At 52.1% G+C, this 18,133-nt stretch carries 11 protein-coding genes and 1 pseudogene; 5 read left to right on the top strand and 7 right to left on the bottom strand.

Annotation, left to right across the window (positions count from 1 at the left end; genetic code table 11):
* The first annotated feature begins 36 nt into the window (after positions 1–36).
* Positions 37–567 carry a hypothetical protein gene (locus tag PV433_RS01135; protein WP_332070365.1) on the top strand — a complete coding sequence of 177 codons (531 nt, stop codon included), beginning with the start codon at positions 37–39 and terminating at the stop codon, positions 565–567.
* Positions 568–679: 112 nt separating this feature from the next.
* On the opposite strand, the gene PV433_RS01130 is transcribed toward PV433_RS01135, so the two are convergent.
* Positions 680–2,518: a UbiD family decarboxylase gene (locus tag PV433_RS01130; RefSeq protein ID WP_332070364.1), complete on the bottom strand. Its 1,839-nt coding sequence runs from the start codon at positions 2,516–2,518 to the stop codon at positions 680–682.
* 333 nt (positions 2,519–2,851) lie between these two features.
* Here PV433_RS01130 and PV433_RS01125 point away from each other — a divergent pair, with 333 nt between their 5' ends.
* Complete coding sequence (locus tag PV433_RS01125) at positions 2,852–5,380, top strand: SEL1-like repeat protein (RefSeq protein WP_332070363.1); 2,529 nt, start codon at positions 2,852–2,854, stop codon at positions 5,378–5,380.
* Between the two features lie 203 nt (positions 5,381–5,583).
* On the opposite strand, the pseudogene PV433_RS01120 reads toward PV433_RS01125, so the two are convergent.
* The 6 genes and pseudogenes from PV433_RS01120 to PV433_RS01095 all read right to left on the bottom strand — a co-directional run.
* Positions 5,584–5,721, bottom strand: a pseudogene (locus PV433_RS01120) (MFS transporter); the annotation flags it as partial.
* Between the two features lie 13 nt (positions 5,722–5,734).
* The gene (locus PV433_RS01115; protein WP_332070362.1) at positions 5,735–6,211 is read right to left on the bottom strand and encodes a MarR family winged helix-turn-helix transcriptional regulator; all 477 of its coding nucleotides are present in this window, start codon (positions 6,209–6,211) and stop codon (positions 5,735–5,737) included.
* A 129-nt stretch (positions 6,212–6,340) separates the two neighbouring features.
* A complete protein-coding gene (locus PV433_RS01110; protein WP_332070361.1) occupies positions 6,341–7,183 on the bottom strand; it encodes a CAP domain-containing protein in 843 nt (280 codons plus the stop codon).
* A 261-nt stretch (positions 7,184–7,444) separates the two neighbouring features.
* A complete protein-coding gene (locus PV433_RS01105) occupies positions 7,445–8,368 on the bottom strand; it encodes an NAD(P)-dependent alcohol dehydrogenase (protein ID WP_332070360.1) in 924 nt (307 codons plus the stop codon).
* 116 nt (positions 8,369–8,484) lie between these two features.
* On the bottom strand, positions 8,485–11,151 hold the full coding sequence (locus PV433_RS01100; protein ID WP_332070359.1) for a LuxR C-terminal-related transcriptional regulator: 2,667 nt from the start codon (positions 11,149–11,151) through the stop codon (positions 8,485–8,487).
* 449 nt (positions 11,152–11,600) lie between these two features.
* Entirely contained in the window at positions 11,601–15,821 is a 4,221-nt protein-coding gene (locus PV433_RS01095) for an S-layer homology domain-containing protein (RefSeq protein ID WP_332070358.1), read from the bottom strand.
* A gap of 411 nt (positions 15,822–16,232) precedes the next feature.
* Here PV433_RS01095 and PV433_RS01090 point away from each other — a divergent pair, with 411 nt between their 5' ends.
* Genes PV433_RS01090 through PV433_RS01080 form a run of 3 tightly spaced genes read left to right on the top strand, consistent with a single transcriptional unit; the run spans position 16,233 to position 18,098 of the window.
* A complete protein-coding gene (locus PV433_RS01090) occupies positions 16,233–17,087 on the top strand; it encodes an ABC transporter ATP-binding protein (RefSeq protein ID WP_190932221.1) in 855 nt (284 codons plus the stop codon).
* A complete protein-coding gene (locus tag PV433_RS01085) occupies positions 17,080–17,733 on the top strand; it encodes an ABC-2 transporter permease (RefSeq protein WP_332070357.1) in 654 nt (217 codons plus the stop codon). The genes PV433_RS01090 and PV433_RS01085 overlap by 8 nt, the downstream gene beginning before the upstream one ends.
* Positions 17,733–18,098, top strand: coding sequence for a GntR family transcriptional regulator (locus PV433_RS01080; RefSeq protein WP_190932223.1), 366 nt, complete (start codon positions 17,733–17,735; stop codon positions 18,096–18,098). Before PV433_RS01085 ends, PV433_RS01080 begins: the two co-directional genes overlap by 1 nt.
* The last annotated feature ends 35 nt before the right edge of the window (positions 18,099–18,133 follow it).

Here is an 18,133-nt window from a genome sequence, read left to right as displayed (position 1 = left end):
GTTTCATGCTGAGCGCCAAGCGATAGGAGGAGTTATATGGAATATGTACGGGACTATATGATGTATGCTTCGGTGTTCGGGTTGTTCAGCTTTTGCTGGTTCGGCTGGGCGCAAGAAGATCCGAAACCCGGCTGGCGCAAATATATCGGCATCGCTTCAGGCGCCGCCCTGCTCGTATGCCTCGCCGGCGTCTACTTAAGCGTGACGAATTGGAATGCGCCTTCCGCCTTGTCGGACTCGGCGGCATTCGGCACATATTTGGTTACAGTATATGTCGAATTTGCAGTGGCAGGGGTCGGGGCGTTTGCGCTAATCAGGCTGAAGCAAAACAATTACGTTGCCCCCTGGATCGCTTTTATCGTAGGCATTCATTTTATTGGCTTATCGGGCGTGTTTGCCGATCCCAGCTTGTACGCCCTGGCGGCGCTCCTCGTCGCGGTGTCGTTCATATCCCCGTTTCTGTCCCGGAAGCTGCAGGTGGCGAACAGTGCGATAACGGGCATCGGAGCGGGTACAGTTTTGTTCGGCTTTGCGCTATCGGGATTGATCCGATATATGCTTGCTTAGAAGACGATTCCTTCGGCGAAAGAGGCAAACGAAGCTGCTGATCAACAAAAAAAAGCAAAAAGGACTGCCGCAAGATCAGTCCTTTTTGCTTACTTTATCTCCCCGGCGCCGCTTACGAGATCGGAACCCCGCTTAAACTGCCGCCCTGCGCAAAGAAACGCCGGATGTTCGTCTCGACTTCCGGATCAGGCACGAGCGGGGGAGCTTGATGCGGTTTCGCCCGGGCGTCGATAATGACATTGTCGCAGCCCCAATGCTTGTGCTCGTAATAGCCGTTCACCCCGTGAATATCGTGGGACGGATTGCTGCGCGTGAACGTCGCCCAGAGGAAATTGTCGATCGACGCGCTCATAAAGTGGCTGTCGTCGCACAAAATGATCATCGGGCAAGAGGAGAGCGCGCTTATGTCGCGAATCGACTCGATCAGCTTCTTGATATCCTGCTCCACGTTCGCGTAGCTTGTAAACGCCGGGCCTTTGACGGCCACGATGCCGGGCATGATCAGGCGGGCAGGCTCATAATCCCGCAGTCCGTGCAGTGCGTCCGGCACCTCCCTGCACAACGTCCGGATCGGATCGCCAACCGCAGCGAATACGACCTTGCTTCCGGTATTTAAGCCGGTCCCCGAGTAATCGAGCGTGTCGATCGTCGTATTCGTTTGGAAATGGATGTCGCGATGAAGATCGATCCGCTCCAAGATATACGTCAAAAAATCCTCGATATGATGCGTGCTTAACGTCCGCTTCTCTTCAGCTGCGATGAACAAATATTTCGCGAGGCTGAGCTGGCCCGTTCCGAGAATCCGGTTGGCGATCGTGAGCAGCTCGGCCGGCCGCTTCACCTGCTCATAAGGCGTATAACGCTCGCTGCCGATCGCGAACAGAAGCGGATGCACGCCGGCCGCATCGATGGCGTGAACTTCCTTGACCCCCGGAATCTCCTGCTTGATCGCTCCGCCCGTCAGCTCGTGAATAAGCTCGCCGAACGAAGTGTCCTCCTGGGGAGGACGGCCGACGACGGTAAAGGGAAAGATCGCATTTTGCTTCGCGTATACTTTGTGCACCCTCATGACGGGGAACGGGTGGGTCAAGCTGTAATAGCCGAGATGATCGCCGAACGGCCCCTCCGGCTTCGTCTCCCCGGGATGGATCTCTCCCGTGATGACAAAATCGGCGTCATGGCTGATGCAATACCCGTCGACATAGCTGTAGCGGAAATGGCGTCCGGCGAGAAGTCCGGCGAACGTCAGCTCGCTCATCCCTTCGGGCAGCGGCATAACCGCCGACAACGTATGGGCGGGCGGTCCGCCGATAAAGCAGCTTACTTTCAGCGGCTGGCCGAGCTTGTTCGCCTTATCCTGGTGAATGCCGATGCCGCGGTGAATCTGGTAGTGGACGCCGACTTCCTTGTCCAGCTCGTAATCGTTGCCGCTGAGCTGCACCCGGTACATCCCCAGATTGGAGTTCATAATGCCCGGCTTCTCCGGGTCCTCGGAATACACTTGAGGCAGGGTAACGAAAGCTCCGCCGTCTTCCTTCCAATGCTTGATCAGCGGCATATCGGAGATGCGAATTTCCTGAAATCCGGGCGGAAGACCGCCGGACTGCTTGATCGGCAGCGCCTTCAGGGCCGACAAGCCCGTTCCGATGTAATTAAACGGATTTTTCAGAGCCTTGATCGGATCGTTGCGCACCCCGATGACGTTTTGAGTCGATTCGAACGTCTCGCGGAAGATGAATTTACTGCGCTCGATCGTACCGAACAGATTGGATACGGCGCGATACTTCGAGCCTTTTACATGTTCGAATAACAGCGCGGGACCGCCCGCCGCGTACACTTTCAGATGGATGGCCGCCATCTCCAGATGAGGGTCCACTTCCTCGCGGATGCGAACCAGATGTCCGTGATTTTCCAAGTCGATGATGCATTGCTCCAGATTGCTGTATCTCACCTGCAAGACCCCAATCCCTTGAAGATAATACCCGCTTGCGCAGGCCGGGTACTTCCGTATATATCGTGATAACCCAAGTCGAACGATAGATTGTCCCCTATATTATCAACAAACTCGGAGCCGAGGTCAATGAATGCGGAGCGTTGTCACAAAAACGATACGGTTTTCCATATAACGTTACTGCGGCATTAACTAAGGGCTCGAAACGAAAGTCGCAGAAATCGCGGGTTGATTCCTACCAGAGGATCATACAGGCGGGAAAGAACAACTGCTATAATGCAGTACAAGACTTCCGTTTACTTGCAAAACGATACAGAAGGAGCATCGACGGCCATGTCGCATAGAGTCTACTTATACAATGTCAGCGAACCCGCTCAAGCAAAGGACAGCGATACGATGATGATGGAATGGGGCTATGAGCTGCCCCTGTTGCTGCAGCCGCTTCTGGTCGAAGGCGGGTTTATATCCGGCAACAACTATAATAATCATACGGAGCCTGACAATGCCGGGCTTTATTACAATGCCCGGGTCGGCATCGAGCATCTGAAAGCTTTTTACAGCTTTCTGGAGAAGCAGGACGGGCTTATCGGCGATCATGAAGCTTTTGCGGAAGCCAAATACCGTTTGTTCGATTATTTGGATCGGCTGGAGCAGCCTTATTTTCACCTCGACGCCTGGGATGTGTTTAATATGGACGAGATCCCTCACGCCGAACAGGCGAAAGCTTGGATGGCCGAAATTGCCCATAACAATGCGATGATTCAAAACGCGATGGAGCAGAACGATCTTTCCCTGCTCCGTTATGGCGATATGATGGGCGTCAGCCCCGGCTTCCGCTCATTTGCCGAGCTGCTCAACTATAAAGGCTACGACTACGGCTGGGGATGCATCTGGCTGCCGTTTGAAGAGGAAGCCGATGTGGACATTTTCGAGGAGAACGGCTTGCGGGGACTGAAGGACAAGGACGGCAGCATCTTGCTCCAACCGCAATTCGACGTGTTTGCCGATTTCGGCCCCGAAGGCGTCGCCGTCGTCTCCAAAGACGGCAAGTTCGGCTATGTGAACAAATCCGGAGTCGTCACGATCCCTCTTGAATGGGAGGATGCTTCCAACTTCGAATACGGCTGCAGCTCCGCCATTGTCAAACGCGGCGGCCGTTTCGGCCTGATAAACGCCAGCGGCGGCCTGGTCGCCAACCCCCGGTATGACCAGCTGGAAGCCATTGATTACAGCGGTTATTTTGCGGCGCAGCAGGACGGGAAGTGGGGCGTGCTGGACAGCAGCGGCTCCGTCATCGTTCCTATAACCTATGACGAACCGTTCGAGAACGGCTTCGGTTATTACCATACCGCCGTAAAGGGTCAACCCGGCCGGCACATCTTCAACGAGCAATTTACCTACGTCGGCCAATTTCCGGTTAGCGCCCTGGAACCGGTCGGCGACGGGCTTCTCCTAGTAAAACCGCATACGAATGTAAACTGCAGCTCCTTGTACAGCAAAAACGGCACTCTTCTAGCATCGGGCTTCGATAAATTAAACCGGCAAACCGATTTCCCGAACATGCTCATCGTACGCAAAGGGAAACAATACGGTCTCCTCGGCATCAAGCAGGAAACGTTTCTGCTTCCTTACGGGTACGATGCGCTTATTGATCTGCAGGCCGCCGATCGGGAAGGAGGGGCAAGAAACCTGGTGCTGGCGCGCAAGGACGGGAAAACAGGCGTATTTAACGGCGACCCCGATCATCCGTCCTGGCTGTTTCCTTTGGACGACTACGAGGCGGTCTGTTGGCTGTACGGGCATGTTTTCGCCTTGCGGCGGAATGGACGGTGGGGCATCGCAGATTCGCATGACCACTGGAGGAGCGGCTTCGAATTCGATTATGTGGAGCGGAGAATGCTGGAGGAAGCCAGCGCCTACGCCATTGCAGGCCCGGACGTGTATGTCGTGAGCCCGGAAGGACTGACGAGTGCCGACCGACTGGCGGTGAGAGAGGAAGCGGAAGACGAATATTACAGCCGTTATTTTGAAACGGACGTTCTCAAGCTCCTGCTCGCGTATGCTTATTCGGACGACCCGGGGGGCGATGCTGCGGATGAGAACCCGACGCATGAACTGTACAACCAGGCTCAGGATGCATATGAAAGGGGCGATTTCGAGCGAGCGATTCTGTACGATACGATCGCGGCGGAGAAAGGGTACGGCCCCTCGATGAACAATCTCGGCAGCACGTATTATTCGACAGAAGGGTATGCCGACGGCGACAAAGCTTTTTACTGGTATGAAAAGGGTGCCGAGGCGGGCGACGTCGATGCGATGAACGGCCTGGGCGTCTGCTACCTGGACGGCGTCGGCACAGCGACGGATATCGATCAGGCGCTGCACTGGCTTGGCGAGGCTGCGGAGCGGAACAATCCGTACGCCCATAACAACTTGGCCGACCTTTATTTTGACGGACTGCTGGTCCCGCACGATCTCGGCAAGGCGCTCGGCCATTATGAGCAAGGGGAAGCGCTGGAAACTCCGAATTACATTAGGCTCGGCTATATCCATGAGCGGCGCGGAGATGCCGAGAAGGCCGTTTCCTACTACCGTCTCGCTTACGAGGACGGCTGCGGGGTGGGGGCTTTTAATATGGGAATTTGCTGCAGCCAAGGGATAGGCATAACGAAAAATACGGATTCGGCCATCCGGTATTTCCAGGTCGCTCTGGAGCGGGATTACCCGACCGCTCATATCGAGCTGGCCCGAATCTATAGGAGCGGGAATGAGGAAGCGGATGAATCTTTGGCGGAATATCATATTCGGGAGGCCGAAAAGGCCGGACTGGATATCCCGGAGGACCTGCTTGCGAGTCCGTAAGGAATGCCTTCGGCTTCGGTCCGGGATCGGAGGAACGAACCGGGGATGAATCGGCAGGATGTTCGCGGCCGCTCAGTCCTGCCATCCTGCTTGCCGGGCAGGATGCAGCCGGATAAGAGCGGTTCGCAGCTTTTATTTTGTCCAAAATCCGTGTGGATGGGGAAAAAAGAGCGATTTGGGCCTTCTAAAATCGGCGAATAGGGTGCAGACCCCATCGAGAATACGCTGCCTGTAGCCGCCGCTTGCGTCAGGGATATCAAGAAAGTGTCTGCAAATGTCGATAGCAGGGGGATAGTTACATATAAGCTTGTACTTGTAAGGTGATTAGATAATCTAACTATATTCGCAAAAAAATTACCTGCCCACGCCCAGCCTTTTTTCTATCCGCTCATTCAGCTTGTTCAGTATGAGTTCTGCTGTCTTTTGTTCCTCGGGGGTCATATCGCTTACAAGCGAGGCGCAGGTGGACCAGAAGACGGGCAAAGCTTGATGAACCAGTTGCCGGCCCTCCGGCGTGATGCTGACATGGATCATGCGACGATCCAGTTCACTTTGCTCGCGGGCAACCCACTTTCTCTTCTCCAGCCAATCCAGCAGCGCCGTCACGGAAGCGCGCCGAATACCCAGCCTGTCGGCAAGGGAAGAGGGGGTGACGCGTTCTCTGCCGTTATATAGCGTAAGCAGCAGAAGTAGGTCCAGTTTGCTCTCGGTAATGCCCAGTGGCGATAGCTCCACATCCATCGCATCTAACACATGGTCCCCGAGCCACACCATTAGCAAGCCCAAATGGGCCGATTTGCGATCCGTCTCTTTCGGAGCCGTCTGGTCCATAAGGGAGTTATCCGAAGCAGGGCGGCGCTGGCCATTTGAAGCAAGGTCATGGTGTACCGGTCTTCGGTAAAGACCGTACAAAAAACACGCTGATTCAGCGTGTTTTTTGCGCTAATGGGCATCCTACACTTAACCTGTAAATTCTTGAACCCATTCGTTATTGTAAAAAGCGATCCCGATTTTGGTGAAGCTGGTGTTTAAGATGTTGGCGCGATGGCCGGGGCTGTTCATCCATTGATTCATGACTTCGGCCGGGCTTGTCTGGCCTTTGGCGATATTTTCGCCTGCCGAGTTGTAAGTGATGCCATACGCCCTCATCATATCGAACGGGGACCCGTAAGTCGGAGACTGATGGTCAAAATAATTGTTGTTGTACATGTCTTGAGCTTTGGCCATCGCGACTTTCGTCAGATTGTCGTCCATAGCCAAGGGATTCAAGCCGGCATTCGATCTTTCCTTATTCACCAGCTCCAGCACTTGCAAAGCATACTGGGATGGATCGGCCGACGGCTGAGGAGCTGCCGGATTCGCCGGAGTGCTGGGATTCGCAGGCACGCTCGCCGGCGGGTTTGCCGGATATTGCTGCACCGGCTGATTGACCGGCGGATTCACCGGGTATTGCTGAGGGACCGGTTGGCTGATCCGATTGAGCCAGTCCATCCAGCCTGTACCGTCGTAGGGAATCTGCTTCATCGTAATCGACGGATTTTCGCCATCCGCCGTGGAGAGGGAGGATGCTTGCGTTAAATTTGGCGACGGTGAAGCCTGATGCGACCTGGACTCGAGCTTAATCGAATCGGGAGCCGCCTGTTTTTTGGTGACCGTATGATTCCCGCAGGCTGTAACGGTTAAAAGGGCGGCGATGATAATATATTTTTTAATGACCCCAACCTCCTTATACGTTGTACGCGTGAGATGGATTACGAATAAAGTTTCTGCAAAGCGTCTTGGATTTATCCGGCTCTGAGGCATCCAAGTCCCGCCTAATTATTCACTTGCAGCCAGCGGTCAACCTGTAGAATCCTCCATCAGCCATGGTATAATGAAAAGAAACGGAGTTGACTCGTAAGATGTCGGAGTTGCTTGATCCGAATCGCTTGGTAAAAGCGATAGAGCCATGCCGGATAAGCCATAATCGTCGAATAGGAATACCCCAATTATAGAAATCGCCCTGCCCCTTCGCGAAGAAAGGCAGAGCGATTTTTTTACAAGCTGAGATGTTAGCGATTCCGTCTAGTGGTTACCGCGGCTCACCCGGATCACTACGTTTCCTTTTTTGTGTCCTGCCTCAACATACCGGTGAGCTTCGGGCAACTGCTCGAGGGAATAGAATCGATCGATGACCGAACGGATGCCGCCTGCCTCGAACAGCTCCTTGAGGAGTATTAAATCCTCCGTAAGTATTTTTGCTATACCTTGACCATCGACAGTCAGGAACCTCCCGCCAGGCTTCAGCATGTTTTTGCAGGACGATTTCGAGATTTTGCCGACGGCGTCGAAAATAATATCGTACCGGTCTCCCCGATCCGTAAACGGTTCGTGAGTATAATCGATGACCTGATCGGCTCCAAGCGATTTCACCAATTCCAGATTCGACGTACTGCATACGCCCGTAACATCTGTCCCGAAATACTTGGCAAGTTGTACCGCTGAGGTTCCCACCGATCCGGAAGCGCCATAGATCAGAACCCGCTGTCCTTGGCGAATGCGGCCTTTGCGAAAAAAATGCAGCGCCGTGGTTCCCCCGAACGGAAGGGCTGCAGCTTCTTCATAGGTGGCATTGGCCGGCTTAAGGAACAGATTGCCGTTGTCCGGCAGACAAATGTATTCGGCATTGGCACCGCAAGCGAATCCGCTTATCGCGTAAACCTGATCGCCTTTCTTGAACCTTGTAACCGCTTTGCCGACGGCTTCGACTTCTCCGGCCAGCTCTACTCCGAGAATCGGGTTTCGCGGTTTGCTCAAGCCCAGTACGATCCGCATCGGAATCCAGTATAAGGCGGGGCTGTTGAAGCTTCGGATTCGGCAATCTCCTGAGGTTACGGTGGTCGCGTGAATTTTGACCCGCACTTCCTTATCTTTGGGGACGGGCATAGCGACCTCCCGGAGCTGCAGAACGTCCGGGGATCCGTATTTGGTGCATACCATCGCTTTCATGGGCTTCCTCCTACACATGTCGTCTTGTAAGGAGTATAGCTGTACATGGAGTTGTCTTGAAGATACTAAAGTATGGTTTGAAGCAGGTTTTAGTGGTATCGTTCCAGGAATCAAGCTTACAGCAAACCTAATTGCCGAGCATAAGCAACCGCTTCGGTGCGCCGCTTGACCTGCAATTTATCAAAAATATTCCGGTTATGTCCCTTCACTGTGCTAAGGGAGAGGAACAGCCGCCCGCTGATCTCAGCATTGGACAGCCCTTTGGCGATCAGTCGCAAAACCTCAAGCTCCCGCCCGCTAAGCGGCTCGATCAACCCCTTCCCGGATAAGATCGGCCTATGAGGAGGCCCGGTCCCGCTACTCCGGTCTTCGGCTTCCATCACGGTTAGCAGCTTGTTCAAAGAGTCTGCCATAATTCCCTGTCCAGCCGCTTCGCGTAATAAACGATACATCACAACCCCTTCATCGGCAAAAATACGCACAAAACCGCCTGCCGTTGCTGCAAATATAGCATCCCTTAGAGCTTGTACGGCTCTTGCGGTCTCGTTATGCGCATACAGGGTAACCGCCAGCAAAATCAACGCTTGAAGCCGCTCGCGTTCTTCCACCAGCTTATTCGCCTCCGACTGCCGGAGCCATGGCTCCAATACCGCCAGCGCTGCGGACGTATTCCCTTGGGCCAAATGTACCCTTGCCCCGCTGATGGGAAGCTCGTGTTTCTGCGCCAGATGAGCGGCTGCCGTCAGATTGCCTTGACGAAGCAGGACAAGGATTTGAGCAGCGGCAATTGCAGGCAACTGATTCACGAAGTTGTGGCTGCGGGCGAAGTGATCGGCAGTCGCGATACAACCGGCTGCTCCTCGTATGTCTCCCTGGGCAAGCTTCAGCTTGGCGAGAAACAATTCGCCTGCAACGGCCCGGTCCGTCCGCTCCAGCTGCTGTGCCAGCCGGACGCTCTGCCGCCCGTGTTCCACTGCAGCCTCCAGGTCGTTCCATTCATAAGTTATTCGCGCTAAGCCCAGATGCGCTTCGCATGCCGCCGGAAACGCGGGATTACCCGCCAGCTTCAGAACGTTCCGATACGTCTCAGCCGCCAGATCCAGCCTGTTCTCCGCCTCCTGCACGGCCCCCAGGCCAAGGGAAGCCATGATGGTTACGATGAGATGACCGATCTGCCTGCTGGCCGATAACGCCTCCATATAGGCGTTGCTTGCGGCAGCGCGATCCCCCTTCAACTGGTAAGCATACCCGAGCGACCAGGTCGTCGCCGTGCGGACAGGCAGGTTGTCCGGGTGCAAATAGTCCAGCGCGCGGCGCGACTCGGCGAGAATCGTGTCCGCCTGGTGCCTGCTGACGGCTTGTGTAGCGCGTATGGAGGCGATATGTCCGATCAGATCTCGGGTTTTATCGTCCTGCCCGTCGTGATGGAGCGCCTTCTCGGCGGCCAGCAGCTTCGGCTCGACGCCGCTCATTTGGCCTGTCATCAGCATCGCGGAGGCGTACATCACCCACAACGAAGGCCTGGCGTCCAGTTCCTTTGCGGGTAAAGTGTCCAGCCAATCCTTCACCGGAGCGACCGCTCCCCGAAAAAGCAACGGCATGCCGCCGCCCTCCGCCAGCCGGGCTGCACGTCCGATATCGTTCGCAGCTGCGGCGTGACGGAATGCTTCAAGGGCCAAGCCGTTGTTCTCATACCATATGCTTGCCCGTATATGCAGGGTTTCTATGGTCTGAGAGGGGTTATGCTGCAGCCGTTTTCGCAGCAGCTCGGCGAACAGATGGTGATAACGGTACCAGCGCCGCTCCTCGTCCAGACGGACAATGAACAGATTGGCGCGTTCGAGATCGTCTAGCATGTCTTGTCCGGAGGCGGAAAGGGAAAAGGGGGGCCGGCTTGGGACCTGATCGCCAACGACGGCATCGCAAAGCGGACCGCATAACCGGTCCAAAATGGATGAGTGCAGTAAAAAAGTAAGAACGTCTTCGGGCAACCGCTGAAGCACTTCTTCAACCAGATAATCCAGGACGTAACGGTGGCTGCCGGTGAACGAACGGATGAAGCCGGAGACGTCGCTATGTTCCTTCATGGACAGGGCCGCCAGCTGCAGTCCTGCAATCCAGCCTTCTGTACGCGACTCCAGGAGGGCGACGTCAGTTGAAGAGAGAGGTTGCCCCATGACGCCGCCGAGAAATTCGGAAGCTTCGGCATAAGTAAAACGCAAATCTTCGGCCCGCAAATCCGTCAGTTGGTCGCGCACGCGCAGCCGGGGAAGGGGGAGACGCGGCTCCTCGCGAGTGGCGATGACCAGATGCAGGTGTGACGGCATATGGTCAAGCAGCAAGGAGAGCGTACGGTGAACCGGATCGGCCTGAATGACGTGATAATCGTCAAGGACGAGAATGAAAGGTTCCGGGTTCGCATTAATTTCATGAAGCAGCGCGTTAATTGCCGCTTCGATTGGAGGCGGCTGGGGGGATGGAAGCATGGCGAAAACGCTGTCTCCGCTATGCCTCGATATCGTCTGCAAGGCAGCGAAGAGACCGGTCAGAAACCGGGCCGGGTCGTTGTCACCTTCGTCCAACGACAGCCAGGCGACAGGGCGTCCGCAACCGGCGGCCCAGCCGCTGACGAGCGTCGTTTTGCCGTAGCCGGCGGAGGCGGAGACGACGGTCAGTTTGCGGCGCAAGCCGTCGTTCAGCCGCTCGATCAGCCGCGGGCGGATTACCGCATTAGGCCGGAAAGGAGGGATATATAATTTCGTTGTTACAATTGGAATGGTCATAACTAAATTATAATAACCGTTGTCTTTTACCGTCAATAAGCGCAAAGCTGTCAGAAGGATTGACCGGCTAAAGCAAACATTATGGAGCTTCGGATCGGATGCGACTTTCCTCTCCAGATTCGATTCGATTCGATTCGATTCGATTCGATTCGATTTCTCTCCTTAACGGTTCTTGGTTCATCCGGTTCCTCCTTATTGTTTCCAGTTGACAGACGGTAGTTCCGATTGTTTCTGACGAGGATGAGGAGCATTTTGCCTATATGCTGGAACATTTTAGGCCATCCGGCGATTCTACGGTGAGACTGCCGCCGAGGGAAAGGACTTATTTTCTATATTCTCTGATCTGTATTCTTCAAATCCGATATCTAAAAAACAAGGCTATCCTGCAGCAGCATGCGCTACTGTTGCAGAATAGCCCGAACGATCTAGTTACAGCTTAGAAAAACAACTTAAATTAAATCCGATTGTTGGAGCAGTCTTTGTACGATGGTCGCTACTTCAGCTCTCGTAATATACGCTTTGGGCGCCAGTTCAGCAGCGTTTCTTCCGGACACGATTCCCGCTTGAATACTGTCGGCAATGCTGCCAAGCGCCCAAGCGGATGCATCCGACGCATCCTGATAGGCAAGGAGCGTACGTTCTGCTGCACTTGCAGGAAGTTTTGCTTTAAGATCGGTGATGGTCATCGCCTTAGCCAGAATCACCATCGCTTGCTCCCGTGTGATCTTGTCATTCGGGCGGAACGTTTTGTCCTCAAAGCCATTGATCAGCTTATACTCGTAGGCGGTATGGATTACGCCGCTGTACCAGTCCGTCGTTTGCACATCTGCGAACGGCGATCCTTGGGTCTCCGGCTTTAATCCCAAGCCGCGAACGATGATGGCCGCAAATTCAGCGCGGGTAATGTCGCGATCGGGGCTGAACTCGTCCCTGCTGATACCGCTGATGACCATTCGCGACCCCATATCGTTTACCGCATGTTTCGCCCAATGGTTCCTTACATCTTGAAACTCCACCTTATTCCACACGACGGAGTATAGGCTGTTGGTCAAGCTGTTCACTATCGCATAATAGTTGCCGTCTCGTACAACGATCTTCGTCGGTACATGACGTACCGTTCCGTCCGGTTCGATAACGACTCCCGTTGTAATTTTAGTCGGATCGACATCGTCTGGAATCGTAATGGTTCGTTCCACGTAGGCATTAAACTTCGAAGCTGCGATTGTTACTCCCTTGTGTACAGCTTTCACCGTAAAATCTATTGGCGGTACAACCCATGTAAACGAACCTTGGTCTGCCGCATTCTCCACGATCCTCACCAACTCCGCTGCAGGTGCCCCAATTTCGATCTGGATCTGAATATCCTGCAAGTCGATTGAATTGCCCATTTGTTTGGAGATAGAATCAATATGGATCTGCCGGGCAGGCAACGTATACGTTGCCCGATCCGTTTTGATCTCTAGTACGGCCTGCTTGTTTTCCATGTTTTTAATCATTCGGCCGTTCAGTTCCCCAACGATTACATCGGATTTGGCGTTTACCGGAATCGTTACCACCGCACTTTGTCCTTCCTGCGCCAGCCTGTCATTCAGCTTTTTCGGATCAATGGTTATCGTAGTTACGGTTTGATCGTTCCGTCTGGTCGTGGATGCGGTTCCCGCCTTCTCTAATTTACCGTTTACGAGCACGTCGACATTGGCTTTCGTGTTATCCGTTGTCGGCGGTGTTGCAGGCACGGACGGCGTCTGGGTGCCACTGTTGCCGGTGTCGTCTGACGGCAGCTCCGGAGCGGTTGCCGGTGTCGCGTATGCCTGATTGGATTCCGCGATCCAGCCTCCCAGATTGCCTGCTTTCGCGATAAAGTAATAAGTTGTGCCGTTAGTCAGGTTATGCACGTTGTAGGTAGAGCCACTCACGGTAGCAATGGATGTATAGCTAGCTGGATTCGAGACCGTCGACATGAACAGGTTATAATAAGTCGCTCCGGAAACCGTGTTCCAATTTAATGCAATCTGACGATCCCCTCCGGAAGCCGTAAGGTTTAGCGGATGCGTAGCGTTTGGCAAGCTCACCACCTGGGTAACTGTAAATGTCACATCCGTCATCTGGTCTGCCGACACCGTTACCATTGCCGTATAAGTGCCCGCAGTCAGGCCGTTTTTGGCTTTAACCGTAAAGCTTGTAGCCGGCGAACCGCTGTTTAATGTCGGATTGGGCTGCGTGATCACAAAATCGTTAGCGTTTGCACCGTTAAGCGCTGCTGTCAAATGGGTTAAATGGCCTGTGCCGGTATTAGTTATCTCGATGGATAATGTTTCCGGCGAACCCGGCGCGTAACCCTCCACAAGTGGAACGGCCGTTTGATCGGCAATCGGGGCAATGGAATAGACCGATGTGCCGTTCACCGTTACTACGGCCACGCTGCTCGTTGATGCTGCCGTCTTGCTGCCTGTGACGCTGTTGTTCGTGTTCGTTATTACCGCATAGTAGTACGTCGTGCCCGCTCCGTTCGTCGGCACTGTATACGATGAGCTTGTTGCACCGCCGATGGCCGTGCCGCCGACCGTGCTGTTGGTCGTATTGCCGTACCACTGATAGCTGAGCGATCCTCCGTCGGTTACGGCAGCTCCTACGTTCAAGCTCACGACGTCTCCGACATACACCGTTTGGTTCTCTGGCTGTGTGCCGATGATTGGAGATTGTGCACCGACCCGTACGTTCACCGTGACGGTTGTCGTTTTCGCGTCTGTAGTTGCGGTACCCACCCAGCTGTTTCCGTCCCATGTCTGCTTTAAGAAAGTCGCTGTAACCGTATAATCGCCCGCTGCCAGCGGGGTATAAGTCGATTTGTAACTAGCACCGGATAAACTGAACGTTCCTGTTTGGCCACTCTCCGTAGATGTCCAGACTGTCGGGATATATTTTTCGGATCCTGGCTCCAAGCCTGCCGCCAGCTGCCGGTCTCCTATAGCGGTCAGCTCGACCTGATCTCCCTCAGCGGTACTATTCTTGCTGGCGATGATCCGGTTATTCTGTGCATTCAGTACCGTTTCAGCTGCCAAAATCATGCCGTTGCCACCGACCTCCACAAACATGCCGCTGCCGCCGGCCACGCCCGTCATATAAGCTGGGGCTCCCGAATTGCCGATTGTCCAAGTAACTCCGTCGCCGGAGGTCAGTACAAGTCCCGCCGCTCCTACGGCTACATACAAGCCGTTTGCGTAGGCCACGCTGCTAATACTGAATGAAGTACCCGATGTGGCAAGCGTCCAATTTTCCCCGTCACTCGAGGTCATAATGACTCCGGAATAACCCACTGCCACATACATACCGTTGCCGTATGTGATGCTAGTAAATGAATTCGTAGTGCTGATCGTTACTTTCGTCCAGACTGCTCCATCGCTGGAAGTCACTATCGTTCCTGAGTCCCCGACCGCCACATATTTGCCGCTGCCAAAGGCTATCCCCCGAAGTGAATTCGTGACGCCGGATGTGACGCTTGTCCAGGTCCCCGCATCATCGGAGGTCAGAATCGTACCACTGTTCCCAACCGCCACATACTTATCGCTGCCGAAGGCTACGCTATTCAATTCGTTCGTCGTATTGGACGCGACACTTGTCCAGCTGGCTCCGTCACTGGAGGCGATTATCGTCCCGAGACTGCCCACCGCTGCATAGCTGCCGTTGCCGTAGGCGGCGCCTTTTAAATTGTTGATCGTACCTGATGCGCTGCTATTCCAGCTCACTCCGTCATCGGAGGTCATCACGGCTCCACCGGCTCCCACCGCCACATACTTGCCGTTGTCGTAGGCGACGGCATTCAATGTATTTAGAGTGCCTTCTGTACGACTAGTCCAGTTCGTTCCATCGCTGGAGGTTCGAATCGTCCCCACGTATCCCACAGAGACATACATACCATTGTTAAAGGTGACGGCATAAAAGCTATAGCTTTGGTTGGATGAGACGGTATTCCAGCTTATACCGTCCAAGGAGGTCATAACCGTGCCATTGAATCCTACCACCACAAACTGACCGTTTATATAGATGACGCTCTTAAATGTAGTATTAATCCCATTGACCGAGGCGGTGCTTGTCCAACTGGTTCCGTTGGTGGAGGTCGCTATTGTACCTTTGTCGCCTACCGCCACATATTTGCCGTTCCCATAGGCAGTGCCATATAAATAAGTACTGGAGCTTGCCCCGGATGAGCTGCTGGTCCAGTTCTCTCCGTCACTGGAGGTTACAATCGTTCGTCCTCCTGCCGCAGTAAACTTGCCGTTGCCGTAGGAGACGGTCGTATACCACTCGGTAGTACCCGAAGAATGACTGTTCCAACTCACCCCGTCCGTAGAGGTTAGCGCCATTCCATTAGCGCCTACCGCTACAAACTTGCCGCTGCCGTAGGTGACACTATAAATCGTTGTTGACTGGTTCGATGTTTGGCGTGTCCAGGTTACACCGTCCGTGGAGGTCAGGATCGTGCCGCTGACTCCTACCGCCACATATTTTCCGGAATTGTAGGTAACGCCATAAAGGGTGCTTGTGCTGACGGGGGACCGATTTGTCCAGCTCACGCCGTCAGGGGAAGTCACAATCGTCCCCATATCGCCCACAGCCACATACATACCGTTGCCGTATACAACACTATTCAGAGTTTGGTACGTTGGCATCGGACTCCGCAGACTCCAATTGCCAAGAGGATTAGTTACTGCTGCAAAGGCAGGGATGATTCCCGTTAACAGAAATAATACCGTTAATAAAGATATACTGCGTCTGATCATGTTGTTTGTTCACTCGCCTCTCACGAATTGTTGAATTTGAACCATTTACCAAGCTTCAATTGTTAATGCTTTCGGATTTTTTCATCCATACCCTGATCATGAGTGACTTAATCAGTTCCCATGTATTCTACCTGACGGCTCTCTCAAATTTCTCTCAAATTCGATAAGATCATCTGAAAATCGACAAAAACGATAGATATGGAGTAGATATGGATTTGATAAAAGAGATTGACATAAGAATAGTCTCGGTGATATATTGTGTATGCACGATATACACAGTTTGGAAATGGAGGAGACGATATGCTGGCATTAGATATCAAAAATGTAAATAAAAAATATGAACATTTTCAATTAAAAAACATATCTTTTCAACTGGAAAAGGGTTATATTATGGGATTTATCGGAGCCAATGGTGCGGGAAAAACAACCACCATCAAATCCATTTTGAATTTGATACGTATGGACAGCGGCGAAATTCATATTTTGGGCAAGAACATGGCCGAGCATGAAGTTGAATTGAAACAAAACATTGGCTCTGCATTTGGAGATATCAACTTTTATACACGCAGCAAAATCAAAACGTTAACGAATGTGATCAAAAGGTTCTATTCGAATTGGGATGATGAAACCTATTATAAATATTTGAAAAAATTTAACTTAATTGAAGACAAAAAAATAGCCGAATTATCAACCGGCATGAAAGTAAAATACAGCTTGGCCCTAGCCTTATCTCACGGCGCCAAGCTTCTTATTCTGGATGAACCGACAAGCGGACTTGATCCGATTGCCAGAGACAATCTGCTGGATATTTTTCAGGAGCTGGTGCAAGATGGCGAGATCAGCATCCTTTTTTCAACTCACATCACTTCAGACTTGGAAAAATGTGCAGATTATATTACCTATATCCATAACGGACAAATTATCAACAGTGCGGAAAAGGAAGAATTTATCGATACGTATCGCTTGTTGAATGGTAAGAAGGAGCAACTGGATCGGGTCAAAAACGAACTAATCGCCTACAAAACAAATTCTTTTGGCTTCACAGGCTTAATCCATACAAAAGACTTTGATCCATCGACAGATATTAAATCATCCGTACCGAATCTGGAGGAGATCATGATTTACTGCTCGAAGAAGGAGGATATCTATGTATAACTTATTAATGAAAGAATTAAAGTTAGGCGTAAGTCCTTTCTTTTATATTATGCCTTTATTGACAGGCGCTTTAATGCTAATTCCCGGATGGTTATATTTCCTTGTCATCCTTTACTTTTGTTTTATTACGATACCAAACATGTTTGCAGGCTATAAAAATCAGAATGATTTAATATTTTCAAGTATGATGCCTGTAACCAAAAAAGATATTGTAAGAGCAAGGGTGTCTGTTATTGTAATCCTAGAGCTGATTCATATTGTTGTTGCCATGCTCTATGGCGTAATGACGCTACGTCTGTATCCAAATCTGAAATACATTTTCTTCGCACCCTCCTTTGGTTTCTGGGGACTTTGTTTCGTCATGCTGGCCATTTTCAACATTATTTTTATCTCCATGTATTACAAGACGGCGTATAAATACGGTGCTCCAGCGTTTGTAGCCATTGCAGCTGCTATACTGTTTGCCGGGGGTGCAGAGTGGCTCGGGATACAAAATTCGTTTGTGTTTGATCTTCTCAAAGGAACGGGTGCTGACAATTTGGCCATTCAACTTTCTATTCTGATTACGGGCTTCACGATATTTGCGATATTTACGATAATCGCTTATCATATTGCCAATAAACGGTTTGAGAAAGTGGAAATATAATGAACATAGCGATTTCGAACACATCTGATAAACCCATTTATCAGCAGCTATTTGAACAAATCAGCGCACAAATTCTCAAGGGTGAACTAGAGAATGGATATAGTTTGCCACCCATACGACAAGCGGCTACGGAGCTTCGAGTTAGTATCATTACCGTCAAAAAAGCATGGGAAGAACTCGAACGGCATGGTTTGATTTATACCGTAACCGGCAAAGGATGTTTTGTCGCTGATCTCTCACCCGATGAGATGCTTCAAAAACGCAATGAAATGATCTTGAATCAGATGGTTATTGATACTTCCTATTACAAATCCTTTGGCCTGACGATAGATGAAGTTTATGGGCTTTTGAAGGAAGTATATTGAACATGTGGTATAACAGAAAACCACGTCCTATGGAC

Origin of the sequence: Paenibacillus sp. GYB004 (assembly GCF_036577605.1) — a bacterium.
In the GTDB taxonomy this organism is placed as follows: Bacteria; Bacillota; Bacilli; order Paenibacillales; family NBRC-103111; genus Paenibacillus_AB; species Paenibacillus_AB oceani.
This window is presented reverse-complemented; position numbering and strand designations above follow the sequence as displayed.